13 protein-coding genes are annotated in these 19,471 nt (G+C 70.0%); 12 read left to right on the top strand and 1 reads right to left on the bottom strand.

Annotation, left to right across the window (positions count from 1 at the left end; translation table 11 throughout):
• The 12 genes from ACLQ25_RS25475 to ACLQ25_RS25420 form a co-directional block, all read left to right on the top strand.
• Positions 1 to 2,127: SDR family NAD(P)-dependent oxidoreductase (locus tag ACLQ25_RS25475; RefSeq protein ID WP_425733319.1), on the top strand; the 2,127-nt coding region annotated here is incomplete at its 5' end.
• Positions 2,128 to 2,200: 73 nt separating this feature from the next.
• A complete protein-coding gene (locus ACLQ25_RS25470; RefSeq protein ID WP_425733318.1) occupies positions 2,201 to 6,979 on the top strand; it encodes a beta-ketoacyl synthase N-terminal-like domain-containing protein in 4,779 nt (1,592 codons plus the stop codon).
• A gap of 38 nt (positions 6,980 to 7,017) precedes the next feature.
• On the top strand, positions 7,018 to 7,329 hold the full coding sequence (locus tag ACLQ25_RS25465) for an acyl carrier protein (protein ID WP_425733317.1): 312 nt from the start codon (positions 7,018 to 7,020) through the stop codon (positions 7,327 to 7,329).
• A 2-nt stretch (positions 7,330 to 7,331) separates the two neighbouring features.
• Positions 7,332 to 8,171 carry an alpha/beta fold hydrolase gene (locus tag ACLQ25_RS25460; protein WP_425733325.1) on the top strand — a complete coding sequence of 280 codons (840 nt, stop codon included), beginning with the start codon at positions 7,332 to 7,334 and terminating at the stop codon, positions 8,169 to 8,171.
• Between the two features lie 26 nt (positions 8,172 to 8,197).
• Positions 8,198 to 9,160: a sulfotransferase gene (locus ACLQ25_RS25455; RefSeq protein ID WP_425733316.1), complete on the top strand. Its 963-nt coding sequence runs from the start codon at positions 8,198 to 8,200 to the stop codon at positions 9,158 to 9,160.
• A 55-nt stretch (positions 9,161 to 9,215) separates the two neighbouring features.
• Positions 9,216 to 11,036 (top strand): hypothetical protein, encoded by a 1,821-nt coding sequence (locus ACLQ25_RS25450; protein WP_425733315.1) that lies wholly within the window; start codon positions 9,216 to 9,218, stop codon positions 11,034 to 11,036.
• Positions 11,037 to 11,182: 146 nt separating this feature from the next.
• Positions 11,183 to 12,172, top strand: coding sequence for an extracellular catalytic domain type 1 short-chain-length polyhydroxyalkanoate depolymerase (locus ACLQ25_RS25445; protein ID WP_425733314.1), 990 nt, complete (start codon positions 11,183 to 11,185; stop codon positions 12,170 to 12,172).
• Between the two features lie 48 nt (positions 12,173 to 12,220).
• Positions 12,221 to 13,366 carry an ABC transporter ATP-binding protein gene (locus ACLQ25_RS25440; protein ID WP_425733313.1) on the top strand — a complete coding sequence of 382 codons (1,146 nt, stop codon included), beginning with the start codon at positions 12,221 to 12,223 and terminating at the stop codon, positions 13,364 to 13,366.
• Positions 13,363 to 14,193, top strand: a complete 831-nt coding sequence (locus ACLQ25_RS25435) for an ABC transporter permease (RefSeq protein WP_425733312.1) — start codon at positions 13,363 to 13,365, stop codon at positions 14,191 to 14,193. The genes ACLQ25_RS25440 and ACLQ25_RS25435 overlap by 4 nt, the downstream gene beginning before the upstream one ends.
• 37 nt (positions 14,194 to 14,230) lie before the next feature.
• On the top strand, positions 14,231 to 15,094 hold the full coding sequence (locus ACLQ25_RS25430) for a 3'(2'),5'-bisphosphate nucleotidase CysQ (protein WP_425733311.1): 864 nt from the start codon (positions 14,231 to 14,233) through the stop codon (positions 15,092 to 15,094).
• Positions 15,095 to 15,101: 7 nt separating this feature from the next.
• On the top strand, positions 15,102 to 16,028 hold the full coding sequence (cysD, locus tag ACLQ25_RS25425) for a sulfate adenylyltransferase subunit CysD (protein ID WP_425733310.1): 927 nt from the start codon (positions 15,102 to 15,104) through the stop codon (positions 16,026 to 16,028).
• The gene (locus ACLQ25_RS25420) at positions 16,028 to 17,335 is read left to right on the top strand and encodes a sulfate adenylyltransferase subunit 1 (RefSeq protein ID WP_425733309.1); all 1,308 of its coding nucleotides are present in this window, start codon (positions 16,028 to 16,030) and stop codon (positions 17,333 to 17,335) included. Before cysD ends, ACLQ25_RS25420 begins: the two co-directional genes overlap by 1 nt.
• A 62-nt stretch (positions 17,336 to 17,397) precedes the next feature.
• On the opposite strand, the gene ACLQ25_RS25415 is transcribed toward ACLQ25_RS25420, so the two are convergent.
• Complete coding sequence (locus ACLQ25_RS25415) at positions 17,398 to 19,272, bottom strand: S8 family peptidase (protein WP_425733308.1); 1,875 nt, start codon at positions 19,270 to 19,272, stop codon at positions 17,398 to 17,400.
• Positions 19,273 to 19,471 lie beyond the last annotated feature (199 nt).

The following is a 19,471-nucleotide window of genomic DNA, read 5'->3' as shown; positions in this document are numbered from 1 at the left end:
CTCGCCGTCGACGGCGACGAAGCCGAACTCGAAGACCTCGTCAAGGCCCGCACCGTACGCACCATGGTCGACTGGCTCGACCAGAAGATGCGGTCGACGACGGGTACGACCGTGATCCACGCGACCTCCGTACTCGGCCCGGCGAACGGGACGGCGCACTCCACCGCCCTGGTCGCGACCGGCACCGCGGTATTGACCCGTCCCAACTTCCAGACCGCGATCCTCGACGTGATCAGCGAACGCACCGGCTACCCGGTGGACCTGATCGAACTCGACCTCGACCTCGAAGCCGACCTCAGCATCGACTCCATCAAACGCGCCGAAGTCGCCGGCGAGGTCGCCGCACGACTCGGCCTCGCCGTCGACGGCGACGAAGCCGAACTCGAAGACCTCGTCAAGGCCCGCACCGTACGCACCATGGTCGACTGGCTCAACCAGAAAACGCAGGGGGTGACCGCGGCGGCACCGTCGCCGCGTAACGGCACAGTGGCCCCGCCGCCCGCGCCACGCGCCCTCACCGCACCCACACCGATGGTGGCACCACCCGTAGGAGCGCCCTCGGCCCTGGCCACCATGCGCCCGGCCATCGCACCCGCGCCGGTCCCCACCGTGTCGGTCACCGCCAGCGGTCCGGCCGGGATCACCCCGAAGCGGCTTCTGCCCCTGGCGACGGTGGTCGCGGGACCTCCCGGCGAGGACACCGGCGCTCCCCTGGCCGGGCAGCCGGCCGACGTGCTCGCCGGAACACGTTTCCTCATCACCGGCGCCAGCCCGGCGCTGCCGTACCTCGCCGAACTGCTTCAGGAGCAGGGCGCGGCCGGGCAGACGGGTGTGGTGGACGAGAGGCAGGCCGACCAGCTCGCCGGCTTCGACGGGCTGATCCTGCTGGACGGTCTGGACGGCGCCGGAGCACCCCTGCTGCCCGACATTTTCCCGTTCCTCAAGCAGGCGCTCGCCGCCGGACCCCGCTGGCTGCTCGCGGCCGGACCGGTCGGCGGTACGGAGCGTAGCGACGGCCTGGCCGGCCTGTTCCGTACCATTTCCCGGGAATACCCGCAGGTCGCGGCCAGGTACGTTCAGGTCGACGGTGCTGCCGACCCGCAGCAGATCGCCCGACACCTGATCGACGAGCTGCTGGTCCCCGGGGAAACCCCGGCCGTCGTGCGGCGCGAGACCGAGCGGACAGCCGTCTCCCTCACACCGGTGGCGCTGGGCGCGGTGGCGACCAGCGGTGCCGGGCCGGCCGGTGACGGTGCCTCCGAGGCCGCCGCGATCGGCCTCAACCGGGATTCGGTGGTGGTGCTGGTCGGCGGGGCTCGCGGGATCACGCCCTGGTTCGCCCGCGCGCTGGCCATGGCGAGCCGCTGCCGGATCGAACTGGTCGGCCGCACACCGCTGCCGACCGAGCCGGAGGATCCGGACCTGGTGTCGGCCCGGGACAAGGCGTCATTGCGTGCCGCGCTCGCCGGCCGGGGTCTGCGGTCACCGGCGCAGATCGAACACACCGCACAGGCGATCCTGGCCGCCCGCGAGGTCGGGACGACCCTCGCCGAACTGCGGGAACTGGGCAGCGAGGTGCGCTACCACGCCCTCGACGTGCGGGACGCGTCGGCGATCCGCCGCCTACTGCTGGAGACCGAGCGTACGCACGGTCGGGTCGACGGCGTGGTGTACGCGGCCGGCGTGATCGAGGACAAGCTGATCGCGCAGAAGGACCCACAATCATTCGCCCGGGTGTTCGGCACCAAGGTCGACGGCGCCCGTTCCGTACTGGCCGGCCTGGACGAGCTGAACTCCCCGCCTCGGTTCGTGGTGCTGTTCGGCAGCATCGCCGCGGCATACGGCAATCGAGGTCAGAGTGACTACGCCGCGGCGAACGACGCGGTCGACGCGATCGGCACCCGCTGGGCGGCCAGCACCGGCAACCGCTGTCTGACCGTGCACTGGGGCCCGTGGGCACCTGGTGCCGGGCACGGCGGGATGGTCAGCGACGAGCTGAGTCGGGAGTACGCGCGCCGCGGCATCGATCTGATCGACCCCGAAGCGGGTGCCTTCAGCCTGCTGAGCGAGTTGGCGTGGGGCGACCCGAAGATCAATTCCGTGGTCTACACCGCCTCCGGCTGGTGATCGTCCAGCGGATGCGGCGGCACCCGCGCCGCACACCCGGTACGCCCATCGACGGTGGAGCGAGAGGCCGAAAATGAACAGGAGTACCGATCGGAGCGACCCGATCGCGATCGTCGGGATGGCGGCGGTGATGCCCGGCGCCGGCAACCTGGAGAGCTACTGGCGGAATCTCGTCGACGGGGTGGACGCGATCACCGACGTGCCGGCGCACCGGTGGGACGAGGAGTTCTACGACCCGGAGCAGGCCCACCGGCCGGACCGGATGTACTGCCGGCGCGGCGGGTTCGTCGACGAGTTCGCGACCTTCGAGCCGCTGCGGTTCGGCATCATGCCCGCCTCGGTCGCGGAGATCGAGCCGGACCAGCTCATCGCTCTGAACGTGGCCGCCGCCGCGATTGATGATGCCGGCGGCGCGGACCGACTGCCCGGCGGCGACCGGGTCGGTGTGATCCTCGGGCGGGGCGGCATCCTCAGTCCGGCTCAGGCCCGCTACGCCCAACGGGTGCGGATGTCGAGCCAGGTCATCCAGGTGTTGCGGGAGCTGATTCCGGAGCTGGACCAGAGCCGGCTCGACCTGGTACGCGAGAAGTTCGACGAGCGGCTCGGCCCGTACCAGCCGGAGGGGACGATCGGTCTGGTGCCGAACCTGGCCGCGTCCCGGGTGGCCAACCGGCTCAACCTGCGCGGTCCGGCGTACACCCTGGACGCGGCCTGCGCCTCGTCGCTGATCGCGGTCGACCAGGCGATCACCGAGCTGACCAGCGGACGGTTGGACGCCGTCCTGGCCGGTGGTGTGCACCACGTTCACGACATCAGCTTCTGGTCGGTGTTCAACCAGTTGCGGGCGCTGTCCAGGCGCGGGGAGAGCCGGCCGTTCCACCGGGAGTCCGACGGCCTGCTGATCGGCGAGGGCACGGGTGTGGTCGTACTCAAGCGGTGGTCCGACGCTGTCCGGGACGGCGACCGGGTGTACTCCGTCATCCGGGGCAGCGGGATGTCCAGCGACGGCCGCTCGGCGAGCATGTTCAACCCGGCCTCCTCCGGACAGGTGCTGGCCATCCGGCGGGCCTGGGAAGCGGCGGGGCTGGACCCGACCGCGCCGGACGCGCTGGGGTTGCTGGAGGCGCACGGCACCGGCACACCCACCGGCGACGCGGCCGAACTGGTCTCGGTGGCCGAGGTCTTCGGACCCCATTCGGGCGACGGGCCACGCCCGGTGATCGGATCGGTCAAGTCGATGATCGGGCACACCATGCCCGCCGCCGGCATCGCTGGACTGATCAAGGCGACGCTCGCGGTGTACCGGGGAGTGCTGCCGCCCACGCTGCACTGCGACGATCCCCGCGCGGAGATGGCCGCGACCCGGTTCGCCCCGATCCCCACCGCCCGCCCGTGGGAGAGCGACGGGCCGCGGCGTGCCGGGGTGAACGCCTTCGGCTTCGGCGGCATCAACGCACACGTCATCATCGAGCAGGCGCCCGAACCCGCAGGTGGAGGGAAGCGTCCGACCGGCGGGCAGCCGTCGGCGGCGAATGGAGCGGATGTCGGCGGAGGCACGGCCAGCGTGGCGGTTGCGGTGACCGAGCCGGACCAGGTGCTCTGGCTCGCCGCGCCGGACCCCGCCCGGTTGGCCAGTCTGCTGTCCCGCAGCGACCACGAGGTGCGGGCCCTCGGCGTCGAACGGGCCCGGAGCAACCGGCCCGCCAACGGGGCCGAAGCGTGCCGACTCGGCATCGTCAGCCCGACCGACAAGCTGTTGGCAGTCGCCCGCAAGACGGTGGCCCGCGGTCAGGCATGGCGGGGCGGACGGGACATCTGGTTCAGCCCGTCACCGCTGCTGGCCTCCGGCACCGGGCGCCTCGCCTTCGTCTTCCCCGGCCTGGAGGCGGAGTTCGCGCCCCGGACCGCAGACATCGCCGCGCACCTCGGACTACCGGACCGGCAGTGGTCCGCCGCCGACCTGGGCCGGCACGGTGCCGGGCTGATCGAGGTGGGCAAGATCCTCGACCAGGCGCTGCGCCACATCGGCGTGCTACCGGACGCGGTCGCCGGACACAGCATCGGCGAGTGGACCGCCGCGGCGACCACTGGGCAGATCAGCACGGCGGCGATGGACGAATTCCTGGAACTGTTCCACGCCGACTCGGTCGAGGTGTCCGGATACGTCTTCGCCGCCGTGGGAGCTGGCGCGGACCGGGTCACCCCGATGCTGGGTGACTTCCCGGGGGTGGTGCTCTCCCACGACAACGCCCCGGGGCAGTCAGTGGTGAACGGCCCCGAACCCCAGGTGGACCGGCTCGTCGAGGCCCTGCGTACGGAGAACGTGCTGTGTCAGAAGCTGCCGTTCCGGTCGGCCTTCCACACTCCCGTGTTCGTCGACGGCCTGCAGTCGATCGGCGCGGCGCTGCGCCGGTGGGAGGTACACCCGACCCGGATACCGGTCTGGTCGGCGACCCTGGCGGCACCGTTCCCCACTGACGAGGCGCAGGTCAATGCCCTCTTCGTCCGGCACATGATGGAGCCGGTCTGGTTCCGTCAGACCGTGGCGGCGATGTACGACGCCGGAGTACGGGTCTTCCTCCAGGTCGGTGCGGGACAGCTGGCCTCGCTGATCAGCGACAACCTGCGCGGACGTGAGCATCTCGCGATGCCGGTCAACGTGAAGCACCGCAGCGGGCTGGACCAGCTCCGCCGGGTCGCCACCGCGATCTGGGTGGAGGGCGGCAGCCCGAACCTGACCGCGCTCGATCCACCGTTGGCGAAGGCGCCCGCGAAACCGGTACGCCGTGGCCCGTCGATTCCGCTGGATCTCGGTGGCCCCCTGGTCCGGCTCGGGGCGGGCGCCGCCGGTCTGCTCGGCGTGTCGGCGGGTGGCACCCAGCCGAGCCACCTGTCCGCGGGTCCGCCGAATCACGCTGCGGCCGCTCCGATCGGCGCCTCGCCGACGGTCGGGGCGGGGCGCCAGCCGGAGCCGGCGGGTAGCGGCACCAACCCGGCGGCGGCACTTGCCGCCCTGCACAGGTTGACCGGACGGTCCAGCGCGGCCGCGGAACTCGCCGCGCTGTTGCAGGACACGGCTCGGGACGCGGTGAACGTTATGGACGCGGCCGCCCGACCGGCTCCGCCTCGCCCGGGTGTCGGGCAATCCCCGGTCGCCCCGCCTGCCGAATCCTCCCGAACAGCCGCTCCCGGGGGCCGTGGCAACGGCAACGCGGGCAACGGCGTCGGTTCGGCCAACGGGGTCGACACCGGCAGGGCGGTCAGCACCAGAGCGAGCAACGGCGACCCGGGTACGCGGCGGATCACGTTGCGGGTCTCCGTCGAGAACATGCCGTACCTGAGAGATCACTGCTTCTTCGTCCAGCCACCGGACTGGCCGAAGGTGGAGGACCGGTGGCCGGTGGTGCCGGCCACCACCCTGGTCCAGCACATGGTCGACGCGGCGGAGCAGGCCATGCCGGGCCTGCGGGCGGTGGCCGTACGCGACGCCCGGTTCAACCGTTGGCTGATAGCCGAGCCGGGCCAGGACGTCGAGATCGTGGTGAAGCCGACCGGTGACGGCCTGGTCTCGGTCACCTTCGGCCCGTACGCCCGCTCGACCGTGGAACTCGCCCCGGACTATCCGGCGGACCCGCCCGAGGTGTGGCGGCACGATCCCGCGACCGAGCGGCCGCCCCGGATCAGCGCCGAGGAGATGTACGCCGAGCGGCTGATGTTCCACGGCCCCCAGTTCCAGGGCATCACCGCCGTGCACGCCCTCGGTGACATGCACGTACGGGGGGTGGTCCGCGCACCCGTGCCGCCGGGCGCCCTGCTGGACAACGCGCTACAGCTGATCGGCAACTGGCTCATCACCACACGGCCGTTCCGTACCGTCGCGTTGCCCGTGGGCCTGGGTCACATCCGCTACTTCGGCCCCCCGCCGGCACCCGGTACGGACTTCGAGTGTGTCGCCCGGGTGCGCTCGATCGACGACGCGCAACTCGTCGCGGACACCCAACTGGTGGTCGACGACCGGGTGTGGGCACAGATCGAGGGCGCGGTGGACCGGCGCTTCGACAGCCATCCGCAGGCGCGGCCAGCGGAACGGTTCCCCGAGCGGCATCCGATGTCGCTCATCCAACCCGAGGGCTGGACGATGGCCTTCGACTGCTGGACCGACCTGGTCACCCAGGGCATGGCCGCGCGCGGCATCCTGGGTTCGGCCGCGTACGAGGACTACGAGCGGCAGCCCGCCAGAACCCGCAAACAGTGGCTGTTGGGCCGGATCGCGGTGAAGGACGCCGTCCGGTTCCGGTTGTGGGAGGACGGGCACCGCGACATCTACCCCATCGAGCTGACGGTCGGCAACGATCCGGACGGGCGACCCCGGGTGCACGGACGTCCGGGCCGTGACCTGCGCGAGTGCGATGTCTCGCTGGCGCACTGCGCGGAGCTCGGCGTCGCGATCGCGAAACCCCGCGGGCCGGCGTCGCCACCCGACGTGCCTGGCGTCGGCATCGACGTCGCCGAGATCACCGACCATCCCGAGAGCACCCTGCGCTTCGCCCTGACCGACGGGGAGACCGCCCTGTTGGACTCGCTCGGCGGCGACGCCGAGGACCGGCGGCGGTGGTTCACCCGGTTCTGGGCCGCCAAGGAGGCCGTCGGCAAGGCGGAGGGGACCGGACTCGACGGCCGCCCGCGCCGGTTCGTCGTGACCGACGCCACGGACACGGTGCTGACTATGCACGTCGACGACCGGAGCTACCCGGTCCAGCACCGCGAGGTCGGAAATCCCGAAGACCTACCGCCTCGACGGTACGTGGTCGCCTGGACCTGGGGCCCGCGGACCGGGACCGATCAGCCGTGACCGGTATCCACTCCCGACCATTCGAAGGAGTACCTCCCATGGCCGCTTCACACGCCGACATCCTCGCCGAGCTCACCGAGATCATTCATGCGGTCCTCGGCGACTTCGCCGCCGATGAACCCATCACCATGGACACCACCTTCCAAGACGATCTCGGCATGGAGAGCATCGATGTCGTCTCCCTCGCCGGCCGGTTGCAGGCCCGGTACGGCAACACCGTCAACTTCGCGCACTTCGTCGCGAAACTGGATCTGGAGACCGTGGGTGAGCTGCGGGTCGGGCAGCTGGTCGAGCACATCGCACGCTCCCTCGACGCGAGCCCCACCGTCGTCGAGGCGGTCCACTCGTGACGATGATCCGGGCCAACGGGATCGAGGTGCACGTCGAACACCTCGAACCATCGGCCGGAGAGCCGGGCGAGGTCGACGCTGACCGGGGTGCTGGGCCGGCCACCCTCGTGATGATCCACGGTATGGCCTCCGACAGCCTCGCGAGCTGGTACTTCACCCTCGCCAAACCGTTGGCCGACGCCGGGCTGCGGGTGTTGATGTACGACCTGCGGGGGCACGGCCACAGCGAGCGCCCACCCACCGGCTACACCCTCGACGACTTCGTCGACGACCTGTCGGCGATGCTGACCGCACTCGACGTCACCGGTCCGGTGCACCTGCTCGGCAACTCGTTCGGTGGCACGATCGCATTCGCCTACGCCGCCCGCCACCCGGACCGGGTCGCCTCGATCGCGGCGATCGAATCCTCGCCGCCGAGCCCGGCGTGGATGGCCCGGGTAGCCCGCCGGCTGGGTCGGGCCGCCGACCTCCTGCCCCGGCCGGAGGCGCTGGCGCAGATCAGCGCCGGTCGGGGGGAACGGGTGGCCCGGCGGGCCCGGGCCACCGGCGAGATGCTCGTGGCGACCACGCTGGCCCGGGACCTACCGGCGAGTGCGCTGCCCAGTGCCGCGCAGATCAGCGCGATCGGCGTACCGGTGCTCTGCCTCTACGGCGCGAACTCCGCGGTGGTCGAGCTGGCACCGGCTGTGGTCCGGCTGCTACCGCAGACGCGGACCGTGGTCCTACCCGGCGAAAAACACACAGTCCTGGTCGACCGGCCGGAGGCGGTCCGCCGACTCGTTTTGGCCTGGCTCCGCGAGGAGTGCTCCGTCGAGGTGGCCGAGGTGGCCACCGCCCCGTGACAACCCAACGTGCAGGAGGTCCTCGGATGGACACCCCGGTCCCCGGCAGGTCGATCATCATCAGCAACGGCCGGTGCGGCTCGACGCTGCTCTCGGACCTGATCGCGGAGCAGCCCGAGACGCTCTCGGCGCAGGAGTTCTTCATGTCCGTCGCACCCTGGGCACGCAGTTCCGAGGTCCTGACCGGGGCCGCGTACTGGGCGGTGCTGAGCAGCCCCAAGGCGGAACTCGCCACTCTCTTCCGGATCGGGTTGCCGCCGAAGGAGGTGCGCTATCCCGCGACCGGGAGGTGGGCCGACCGGATGACCGAGCTGCCGCGGATCCTCGCCATCACCCTGTCGAAGCTGACCCCCGACCCGGACCGCCTCTTCGATCAGCTCGCCGAGCGGGTGCCGGACTTCCCGACGCAGTCGGTCAGCGACCACCACCGGATGTTCCTCGACCTGCTGGCGGTGGTGACCGGCAAGCGGCGCTGGGTCGAGCGTTCCGGCGGGTCCAGTCACGTCGCTCCGTACCTCCTGCGGGCATTTCCCGAGGCGAAGGTGGTGTATCTGACCCGCGACCGGGAGGCGACCGCCCGCTCGATGAGCCGGCACTCGTCGTTCCAGCTCATTCAGCTGCGGGTGGAGTTCCTCGGCCGGTGCGGGCTGGATCCGTTCCGGATCGAGCCCGGCCAGTCGGTGCCCGAGGACCTGGAGCGTTACCTGCCGGACCGGCTCAGCGCCGACCTGCTCCGGGATCGGGGCCAGGACCTGCGCCGCTACCTCGGTCTGAGCGCGTTCCTGACCAGCCAGGCCGAGCAGGCGCTCACCGACCTGCCTCCGCGCCACCTGCACCGGATGAGCTACGAGGACCTGGTCGCCGACCCGATCGGGCAGCTCGGCCTGCTGGCCCGGTTCCTGGAATTCGAGAACTGGGAGGACTGGGCACGGCGGGTCGCCGGCCGGGTGGTCAGCCCCGCCCGGTCCCGCGAGGTCGCCGCGGCCTGACCCGCGATCGTGCCCCACCGACCGTCAGGACTCCGTCGAACGAGAGGAACCATTCGTGAAACCACTCCGGGTGTCGGGCCGGCGACCGCTCGCCGCGGCCGCCGTACTGGGACTGCTGTACGTCCTCGCGGCGCCGGCATCAGCCGCCGCCAATCCGATCGGGGCGGATGCGCCGGGTACGGCCGGACATCAGCCGAAATACGAGCGGACGCTGATCGGGAAGGGCACCCCGGACGAGTGCTTCGCCGGTGTCGGCGTGGCCTATCCACCCGGTCCTCCCTGCGCTACCGGCCAGCCGAAGGTGAACCAGTCCTACCTGTGGGGCATGACCCAGACCGCGCAGAGCCTGTGGTTCGGCACCGGAGCGAACGTCAACTGCATGACCAGCGGGCGCAACCTGCGCAACACGACCCCGAACCTGAACGACGACTGGGTGTGCGAGTACGGCGAGAGCCAGATCGCCAAGCGTAACCCGACCCTGCCCGCCACCCTGGGCGACCATCGCCCGCCCCGCTTGTACACGTACGACAAACGTTCGGGTCGGTTGACGGAGAAGACCGACGCGGTGAAGAACGCCTCCACCACCGACGCCAACCGGCTGAGCACGACCGCCGGAATCCGGGCGGCCGGCACCCATCAGGGGGTGGCGTTCCTGGGTGGGCCCGCCCTGGGCGAGAGCATCAACCTGTTCGCCTTCGACACCGGCACCGGCGCCTTCCTCGGCTCGGTCAACCTGCCGGCGTACGGCAACATCCGCCACTTCGTGGTGGCCGACGGCGCGCTCTACGCGGGTGTCGGAGTGGGCGCGAATGGCGGCAACCGGGGGCACGTGCTGCGCTGGACCGGCTCCCGGAGCAACCCGTTCAGTTTCGTCGAGGTCGCGAACCTGCCGGCCCAGGCGGCGGATCTCACCGTGCACGACGGGCGGATCTTCGTGACGACCTGGACGGGCTCCGGTGACGACGCGCTGGCAGCGGCCGTGCCCGGCACGACCGACGAGCCGCAGTCCGGGGTCGCCGGGGTGTGGATGAGCCCGAAGCTGTCGCAGGGGGAACGCGGCCTCACGCCGGCCGACGCCGACCACTGGACCCAGGTCTGGTCGGTCGAGGGGTACGAGCCCGATCCGGTCGTCGCCCGCACCTACGCCCTGGGTGGGCTCGCCTCCTTCAACGGCTATCTCTACTGGGGCACGATGCACGTGCCCATGAAGGCGACCACCGTGCACATCGCGACCTACCCACCGGCGGACGAGGCCGCGCTGCGCGCCACCGTACGCAGCACGCAGCGGGCCATCAGCATCTTCCGAGGTAAGAGCTTCGGCGACCGTCATCAACGGGTGGACCTGTTGTACGGCGCATCCCAGTTGCCCGCCTACGACCCGGCGGGCAACGACGGCCGGGGCCTCTGGGCCGCCGCCTCGACCGGATACACCCCGTTGTACGGCCCGTCGGGCATGGGCAACCCCTACAACAACTACACCTGGAAGATGGCGGTGGCGGGCGGGAAACTTTACGTGGGCACCATGGACTGGAGTTACATCTCCAAGGACCTGGGCCAGGACACCGCCCGGCTGTTGGGTGTCACCGGCCCCGCCGCGGCCGAGTTCGGCGAGGCCTCGGTGTTGGCCGACGACCCTCCGCCGGCCCCGGTCTACGGCGGCGACCTGTTCGTCTTCGACTCGACCAGCAGGCCGGCCACGGTGGTGGACAACAGTGGGCTCGGCAACTACCTGAACTACGGGATCCGCAACATGATCGCCGACGGGTCGACCCTCTACCTGGGCATGGCCAATCCGATGAACCTGCGTACGGACCCGGACGATGACGTTCCCGAGGGCGGCTGGGAACTGATCCGACTCAGTGTGCAGCACTGTTAGCCGGTTGGCTCCGCTCAGGCGGCACGTCGCGGAACGGGCGGAGCCAACCCCGCCAAACACAAATCGGCGCAGATGCTTACAAAGCCTAAACATTGATATGCCAGGGTGTGATTATGATGAAAATTGGTATATCTTGGACACCTCGTGTGAGGCCGTACCGTCGGCGGCGACACCTGCTCACGGTCCTGTCGCTCGTCGGAGCGCTCACCCTGTCGGCCGGTTGCGGGCTGTTCCGGGACGACCCGGAGCAGCACGAGACCGGACCGGTGTCCACCGTGCCCACCGGCTCCTCGACGCACACCCTCGTGGTCGACGGGCAGGAGCGCCGCTACCGCCTCTACCGGCCGACCAACCTCGCCGGGTCGACCCCGGCGCCGCTCGTGGTCATGCTGCACGGCGCGCTCGGCACCGGTACCCAGGCGGAAACCTCCTACGGCTGGAACGCCCGGGCCGACCGGGAGGGCTTTGTCGTGGCCTACCCGGACGGGATGAGCCGCTCCTGGGCGGTCAGCCCGGACTGCTGCGGACCACCGGCCCGGGACGGCGTGGACGACGTGGCCTTCATCCAGCAACTGGTGGCCACCGTGGCCGACCAGCTTCCGGTGGACCGTACCCGGATCTACGCCACCGGGATCTCCAACGGCGGGATGCTCGCCTACCGCCTGGCGTGCGACACGACGCTGTTCGCCGCGATCGGGCCGGTGGCGGCGACCCAACTCGGCCCGTGCTCGTCCCCGGCACCGATCTCCGTGATCCACATTCACGGGATGGCGGACCAGACAGTGCCGTTGGGCGGTGGTCCGGGCAAGCGGGACAACGACGGGACCGGACGCAATCCGGTCAAGATCGACGGCCCGCCCATCCCCGATCTGCTCAGCCAGTGGCGTGCCACCGACGGATGCGGGGCCCCGGCGACGACCGCCTCGGGCCCGGTCCGGACCTCGGTCGCCACCTGTCCCGGGGGACGGGCGGTCGAGTTGGTCACCGTCGAGGGCGCCGGCCACCAGTGGCCCGGCGCCGCCGGGCCCGGACCGCAGGCGCAACGCCTGCTCGGCCTGGATCCACCCGCGACCGCCCTGGACGCGACCGAGACCATCTGGCGATTCTTCGACGCACACCCCCGAAGCGGCGGCTGACCCGCACCGGCGGCCACTGATCCGACAGCTCACGAGAGGGAGCAGCAGATGCCCAGTAGTGGTGGCAGCCCGGCTGCGGTCGAGGTCGCCGACCTCGTCAAACGCTATCCCGGGAGCACGAACGCAGCCGTGGACGGGCTGTCCTTCACAGTGGCCCCCGGCGAGATCTTCGGGCTGCTGGGACCCAACGGCGCCGGCAAGTCGACCACCATCGGCATCCTCACCACCCGGCTGCGGGCGTCCGGGGGCCGGGCGCTCGTCAGCGGGATCGACGTGGTCGGCGACCCGGTCGCGGCCCGCGCCCAGTTGGCCGTCGTACCCCAGCACAACAATCTGGACCGGTCGCTGACACCACGACAGAACCTGCTGTACCACGCCGCGTACCACGGCGTCAGCCGCGCCGTACGGAACGCGCGGGCCGATGAGCTCCTGGACCGTTTCGGCCTGAAGGATCGGGCGGACAAACGGATCGAGGCGTACTCGGGCGGCATGGTGCAACGGCTGATGATCGCCCGCGCGCTGATCCACGAACCAGCGGTGCTCTTCCTCGACGAGCCCACCAACGGTCTCGACCCGCAGTCCCGCCGACTGATCTGGAGCCGGATCCGCGAGATGCGCGAGCGCGGCGTGACGGTCGTACTGACCACTCACCAGATGAACGCGGCCGCCGCTCTGGTCGACCGGGTCGGCATCGTCGACCACGGTCGGCTGCTCACCGCGGACACGCCGGGCAACCTGGTCAGAGGGCTCGCCGGACGATCGATCCTCGACCTGACGGTCACCTTGGCCGCGCTCGACGAACCGGACGAGTTGTTGAGTGTGCTCTCCGAGGTCTCCGGCGTACGCAAGGGTGAACGGCTCGCCGACGCGCCGCCGCCCGGCGCCGGGGCCGGGGCCGGGGCTGCCAATCTCCGTTCCGTCCTCGGCCTCGGCGGCGGCTCGGGATTCGGCGCGGGCACGCCCGCCGCATTGACCGCGCTGGCCCGGCAGCGGGCCGTCGCCACGCTGGCCCCCGTCCCGGTCGGGCGTAAGCGCATCCGGATCCGGCTGCATCTCGCCGCCGAACCCGCCACCGTGCTCGGACCGGCACTCACCGTCCTGACCACACGGTCGGTAACCCTCACCGATGTACGCATCGCCGAGCCGAGCCTCGAGGACGTCTTCATCGGACTGACCGGAAGGGACCCACGGTGACGGACCTCGACACCCCGCCGGTTGCCGCAACGAGCCCCACGGCGGCACCCGCGCGACCCCGCGCCCACCGGGCCTTCCTGGCCATTCTGCGCCGGGACCTGTTGGTCACCGCCAAGGAACTCTGGGTCATCCTGGTCCAGGTCGGCCTCACCCCGCTGTTCATGCTCTTCGTCTTCGTCAAGGTGCTCGGCGGGCAGGGCATCGTCGCCCGGAACTTCGCCGACCTGTTCCTGCCCGGCATCGTCGCGCTCGCCGCGCTCACCACCGCGCTGCAGAGCGTCGCACTGCCACTGGTCAAGGAGTTCGGCTTCACCCGGGAGATCGAGGACCGGCTACTCGCCCCGCTGTCGACGAATTTGGTAGCGGTCGGCAAGCTCGTGGTGGCGATGCTGCGCGGGCTCGTCGCCGCAGCCCTCATCTACCCACTGGGCGCACTGATGGTCGGCTCGGCACCGTGGCAGCCCGGACGGCTACCGATGGTCCTGCTGACAATCCTGCTCGGCGGATGGATCGGCGGCGGCATCGGCATGACGCTGGCGATGATCCTGCCCATCCAACGGATCAACATCACGTTCTCGCTGGTCGTCACCCCGATCATCTGGACCGGTTGCATCCACTATCCGTGGCCGCGGCTCTCCTCGATGCCGTGGTTCCAGACGGTCACCGCCCTCAACCCGATGACCTACGTCTCCGAGGGCGTGCGCGGGGCCATGTTGCCCGGCGTCGCACACATACCGGCGTGGGTCTGTCTGCTGGTCCTGACCGGGGTGGCCGCAATGGTCACGGTCACCAGCGTCCGAAGTTTCAGTCGGCGTGCCGTCCAGTGAACGGCACGGTCACCGCGTCTATCGGAGGTGTTCGTCGATGAACGTGCTGGAACCCCCCAGGTCAGCAGCCCCCGCCTCGGATGGCTCGTTCGCCGCCTGGTTGGCCGATCGGGCCGGCCGGCTGCTGCTGCAGGTCCGCGCAACGCACGGTCACCACGACCCGGCCGCGTTGGAGCGCGCGGGTGATCGGGCATCGCACCAACTGCTGCGCGTTGAACTGGCACGGCACAGAAGCGCCGACGCCGTGCTCTCGGAGGAGGACGACGGCGCCCGGCAGGCCTGGGAAACGGGTACGGCCGACCCCTTGCCCGAGCGGCTGGGCGCCGACCGGGTGTGGATCGTCGACCCGTTGGACGGGACCCGCGAGTTCTCCGAGCCGGGCCGGACGGACTGGGCGGTGCACGTCGCACTCTGGCAACGGAACGCGCCGACGGAGCACCGCCTCGTCGCGGGCGCCATCGCCCTGCCGGCCCAGCTCCGTACCCTCGGCACCGAGACACCCCCGACCCGGCCGCCGACGGTCAGCGGTCGGGCCATCCGGTTGGCGGCGAGTCGGAGTCGGCCGCCGGCATTCTTGACGACGTTGGCGGACGAGGTCGGTGCCGAGTTGGTGCCGATGGGATCGGCCGGGGCGAAGATCGCCGCGGTGATCACCGGTGAGGTCGACGCGTACGTGCACGCGGGTGGTCAGTACGAGTGGGATTCGGCGGCGCCGGTGGCGGTGGCGACGGCCACGGGACTGCACGCCTCCCGCATCGATGGTTCCGCGTTGAGCTACAACGAGGCCGATCCCCGACTGCCGGACCTGGTGGTCTGCCGGCCGGAGCTGGCCGCCCCACTCTTCGCCGCGCTGCGGCAACACCTGACCCCCGTTCCGGCACCGGCCACGGCAGCCGGGTGATACCGCGATGACGACATACGACACGACGCCCGCGGCGACGTACCGGGTGTCGCACCTGGACGCGATCGAGGCAGAGAGCATCTTCGTCATGCGCGAGGTGGTGGCCGAACTGGGGCGCCCGGTCCTGCTCTTCTCCGGCGGCAAGGATTCGATCGTGATGCTCCGGTTGGCCCAGAAGGCGTTCGCGCCAGCCCGGATCCCGTTCCCGGTGATGCACGTCGACACCGGGCACAACTTCGACGAGGTGTTGGACTACCGGAACCAGCGGGTCGCCGAACTCGGCCTGCAGTTGGTGGTGGCGAGCGTACCCGAGGCGTTGGAGGCAGGTCTGGTCCGCGAATCCGCCGACGGCACGCGGAACCGGATCCAGACCCCGGTCCTGTTGGCGGCGGTGGAGAAGTACCGGTTCGACGCGTTGTTCGGCGGGGCGCGGCGGGACGAGGAGAAGGCCCGGGCCAAGGAGCGGATGTTCAGCTTCCGGGACGACTTCGGTCAGTGGGATCCGAAGAACCAGCGGCCGGAGCTGTGGTCGTTGTACAACGGGCGGCATCATCCGGGCGAGTCGATCCGGGTGTTCCCGTTGTCGAACTGGACCGAGCTGGACGTCTGGCACTACATCGCCCAGGAACGGCTGGCGTTGCCGTCGATCTACTACGCCCACGAACGTACGGTCGTCGAACGCGACGGAATGCTCTACGCGGTGAACGAGTTCATCGTGCCCCGAGGCTCGGAGGAGCCGTTCAAAGCGCGGGTGCGGTACCGGACCGTCGGCGACGCCTCCTGCACGGCGGCGGTGCTGTCCGAGGCGGACACGGTGGACCTGGTGATCGAGGAGGTCGCCGCGACCCGGATCACCGAGCGGGGCGCGACCCGGGGTGACGACCGGGTGAGTGAGACCGCGATGGAAGACCGCAAGCGGGAAGGCTACTTCTGATGGGCACGACCGAGGTCGCGGTGGTCGAGGGCGCAGCGCCCGAGGGCCGGGCGATGGACCTGTTGCGGTTCACGACGGCGGGCAGCGTCGACGACGGCAAGTCGACGCTGATCGGTCGGTTGCTCTACGACACCAAGTCGTTGTTCACGGACCAGTTGGCAGCCGTGGAGGCGGCCAGCGCGGCCAACGGCGACGAGTACACGAATCTGGCGTTGCTGACCGATGGCCTGCGGGCGGAGCGGGAGCAGGGCATCACGATCGACGTGGCGTACCGGTATTTCGCCACCCCCCGGCGGAAGTTCATCGTCGCCGACACACCGGGGCACATCCAGTACACCCGGAACATGGTCACCGGCGCCTCCACGGCCGACCTGGCGTTGATCCTGGTGGACGCGCGCAAGGGCTTGGTGGAGCAGTCCCGCCGGCACGCGTTCCTCTGCTCGCTGCTGCGGGTGCCGCACCTGGTGTTGTGTGTGAACAAGATGGACCTGGTCGACTGGTCGCAGGAGGTCTACGAGCGGATCGCCGACGAGTTCACCGCGTTCGCGGCGAAGTTGGAGGTGCCGGACCTGGCCGTCGTCCCGGTCTCGGCGTTGCAGGGCGACAACATCGCGACCCGCTCGGAGCACACCCCGTGGTACGAGGGCCCGTCACTGCTGCACCACCTGGAGCGGGTGCACATCGCCTCCGACCGCAACCTGGTCGACGTCCGCTTCCCGGTGCAGTACGTGATCCGCCCGCAGTCGACCACGGTCACCGACTACCGCGGCTACGCCGGCCAGGTCGCCTCGGGTGTGCTCAAGCCGGGAGATGACGTTCTGGTTCTCCCTTCCGGGTTCACCTCGAAGATCGCGGCGATCGAGACCGCGGACGGACCGGTCGCCGAGGCGTATCCGCCGATGTCGGTCACGGTCCGGTTGACCGACGAGATCGACATCTCTCGGGGCGACATGATCTGCCGGCCGAACAACGGCCCGGCGGTCGCGCAGGACATCGAGGCGATGATCTGCTGGATGGATGAGACCAGCCCGCTGCGTCCCGGCGCGAAGTACGCCATCAAGCACACCACCCGTACCGCCCGAGTCGTGATCCGCGAGCTGCACTACCGACTCGAGGTGAACTCGCTGCATCGTGACGAGGCTGCCACCGAACTCGGACTCAACGAAATCGGCCGGGTCCGCATGCGTACCACCGTCCCGCTCCTCGCCGACGAATACCGGCGCAACCGCACCACCGGCGGTTTCATCCTGATCGACGAAACCACCAACCGCACCATCGCTGCCGGAATGATCGTCGACACCAATTGACCTACGGCGAAGGGCCCTTTCCGCTACCGGAAATCGGAGCGGAAAGGGCCCTTCGTCACGTCTCAGACGGTGAGGGTCCAGGAGTTGATATAGCCGGTGTCACCGGAGAAGACGTCCCGCACCCGGAGCAGCCAGGTGCCGTTCGCCGGCTCGGTGGAGAGATTCGCGGTATAGGTGGCGTTGACGTTGTCGGCCCCGTCCAAAAAGCTCTGGTTCTTCAGCCGGTAGGCCGTACCGTCCGGTGCCACCAGATCGATGATCAGGTCGCCGCGGAAGGTGTGCACGATATCGACCGCCACGGTGGACGCCGAGGAGGCGTTACGGTTACAGCCGGTGATGACGATGCCGCTCGTCACCGGCGTGTTGCTGTCCGGTACCGCCACATCGGTGCCGTTGGTGCCCGAGCAGCCGCCGCCACCCGAGCCGGTCACTGTCAACGAGTACGTGGCGCTGCGCGTACCCGCAGTGCCGGCACCGGTGACAGTGACGCCGTAGGTGCCAGCCGGGGTGCTCGCCGAGGTGGCGATGGTGAGCGTGGACGAGCCGCCCGAGGTCACCGTGGCGGGGCTGAACGAGGCGGTGGCACCACTCGGCAGCCCGCTCGCCGACAGGCTCACCGACTGCGCCGAGCCGCTGGTGGTCGCGGTACTCACGGTGGCGCTGACCGAGCCGCCCGGCGCGGTCGAACCGGCCGCTGGGGACACCCCGACGGAGAAGTCGTCGGCCGGTGGAGTGCTGCCGCCGCCCACGTAGAGCAACTGGTTCGGGGTGCCGGTGCCGACGTTGGTCACCACGTTCGGGGTCGAGTTTCCGACCAGGTAGTCCCGCACCTGCTGCGGGGTCCAGGACGGGTTCGCCGACAGCGCCAGCGCCGCCGCGCCGGCGACGTGCGGCGAGGCCATCGAGGTGCCGCTGATCGTGTTGGTCGCGGTGTTGCCGTTGTACCAGGCCGAGGTGATGTTGACGCCCGGCGCCAGGATGTCGACGCAGGTGCCGAAGTTGGAGAAGCTCGCGGCCGCGTCGTTGTTCTGCGTCGCACCTACGGTGATCGCGGAGGCCACCCGCGCCGGGGAGTAGTTGCAGGCGTTCTGCCGGACGCCGAGGGTGTTGCCGTTGCCGGCCGCGACCGCGTACGTGACGCCGGAGTTGATCGAGTTGGTGATGGCCGTGTCGAGCGAGGAGTTGGCGCTACCACCGAGGCTCATGTTCGCCACGGCCGGCTTGATCGCGTTCGCGGTGACCCAGTCGATGCCACCGATCACACCGGCGTTGGTGCCACTGCCCGAGCAGTTCAGCACCCGTACGCCGACCAACTGCACGCCCTTGGCCAGGCCGTACGACGAGCCGCCGACGGTTCCGGCGACGTGCGTGCCGTGCCCGTTGCAGTCGTCCGCCGAGCCGCCGTCGACAGCGTCGTAGCCGGAGGTGGCCCGGCCACCGAAGTCGTTGTGGGCGAAGTTGATGCCGGTGTCGACGATGTACGCGTGCACGTTGGTCGCCGTGTTCGGATAGGTGTACGAGCTGTCGAGCGGCAGGTTCCGCTGGTCGACGCGGTCCAGGCCCCAGGACGGGGGGTTCAGCTGTGTCCCGGAGATGTGGACCGTGTGGTTCTGCTCGACGTACGCGACATCGGGGTGCGCGGCGATCCTGGCCGCCGCCTTGGCGCCGGCGGTGATCTCGAAGCCGCGCAGCGCCGTGGAGTAGGTCCGAGCGACCGCTCCGCCGTGCTGACCAACCAGCCTGCTGGCCGTGGCGCCGACCTGCGCCCGACTCACCGCGCTCTCCTTGAACACCACGATGTAACTGTCGGTGACAGCCGTGGCACCGCCGGCATCACGGATGTCGCCTTCCGGTTCGGCTGCCACGGCCGGCGTGGCGGCGGTGAGTGCCAGCATCGCGACGGCGCCCACCACAATTGATCTTCTCGGGAGACTCATTCTCCCCTCCCTCCGATTCGGCACTTCGTCCACTCGCCCACGACGAGGAATCGATGTCGGCCGATCGAGAAGAGATTACTAAATGATGGCGGCAGAAGACAGATCCAGGACCCTCTATATCGCCCCATGGGATGAAGGTCGAGGTATGGCATTTTATTCCAGATTACGGGCTTGGTGGTCATTCCGAGCCGTGCGATCG

It is taken from the genome of Micromonospora sp. DT44 (assembly GCF_049841635.1).
GTDB lineage: Bacteria > Actinomycetota > Actinomycetes > Mycobacteriales > Micromonosporaceae > Micromonospora.
Note: the sequence above shows the minus strand (reverse complement) of the source record. Positions and strands in the feature narration are given on the sequence as shown.

Coding starts and splice junctions, on each gene's coding strand:
- ACLQ25_RS25470 (WP_425733318.1), top strand. CDS start 2,201: ATGAACAGGAGTACCGATCGGAGCGACCCGATCGCGATCGTCGGGATG.
- ACLQ25_RS25465 (WP_425733317.1), top strand. CDS start 7,018: ATGGCCGCTTCACACGCCGACATCCTCGCCGAGCTCACCGAGATCATT.
- ACLQ25_RS25460 (WP_425733325.1), top strand. CDS start 7,332: ATGATCCGGGCCAACGGGATCGAGGTGCACGTCGAACACCTCGAACCA.
- ACLQ25_RS25455 (WP_425733316.1), top strand. CDS start 8,198: ATGGACACCCCGGTCCCCGGCAGGTCGATCATCATCAGCAACGGCCGG.
- ACLQ25_RS25440 (WP_425733313.1), top strand. CDS start 12,221: ATGCCCAGTAGTGGTGGCAGCCCGGCTGCGGTCGAGGTCGCCGACCTC.
- ACLQ25_RS25430 (WP_425733311.1), top strand. CDS start 14,231: ATGAACGTGCTGGAACCCCCCAGGTCAGCAGCCCCCGCCTCGGATGGC.
- cysD (WP_425733310.1), top strand. CDS start 15,102: ATGACGACATACGACACGACGCCCGCGGCGACGTACCGGGTGTCGCAC.
- ACLQ25_RS25420 (WP_425733309.1), top strand. CDS start 16,028: ATGGGCACGACCGAGGTCGCGGTGGTCGAGGGCGCAGCGCCCGAGGGC.
- ACLQ25_RS25415 (WP_425733308.1), bottom strand. CDS start 19,272: ATGAGTCTCCCGAGAAGATCAATTGTGGTGGGCGCCGTCGCGATGCTG.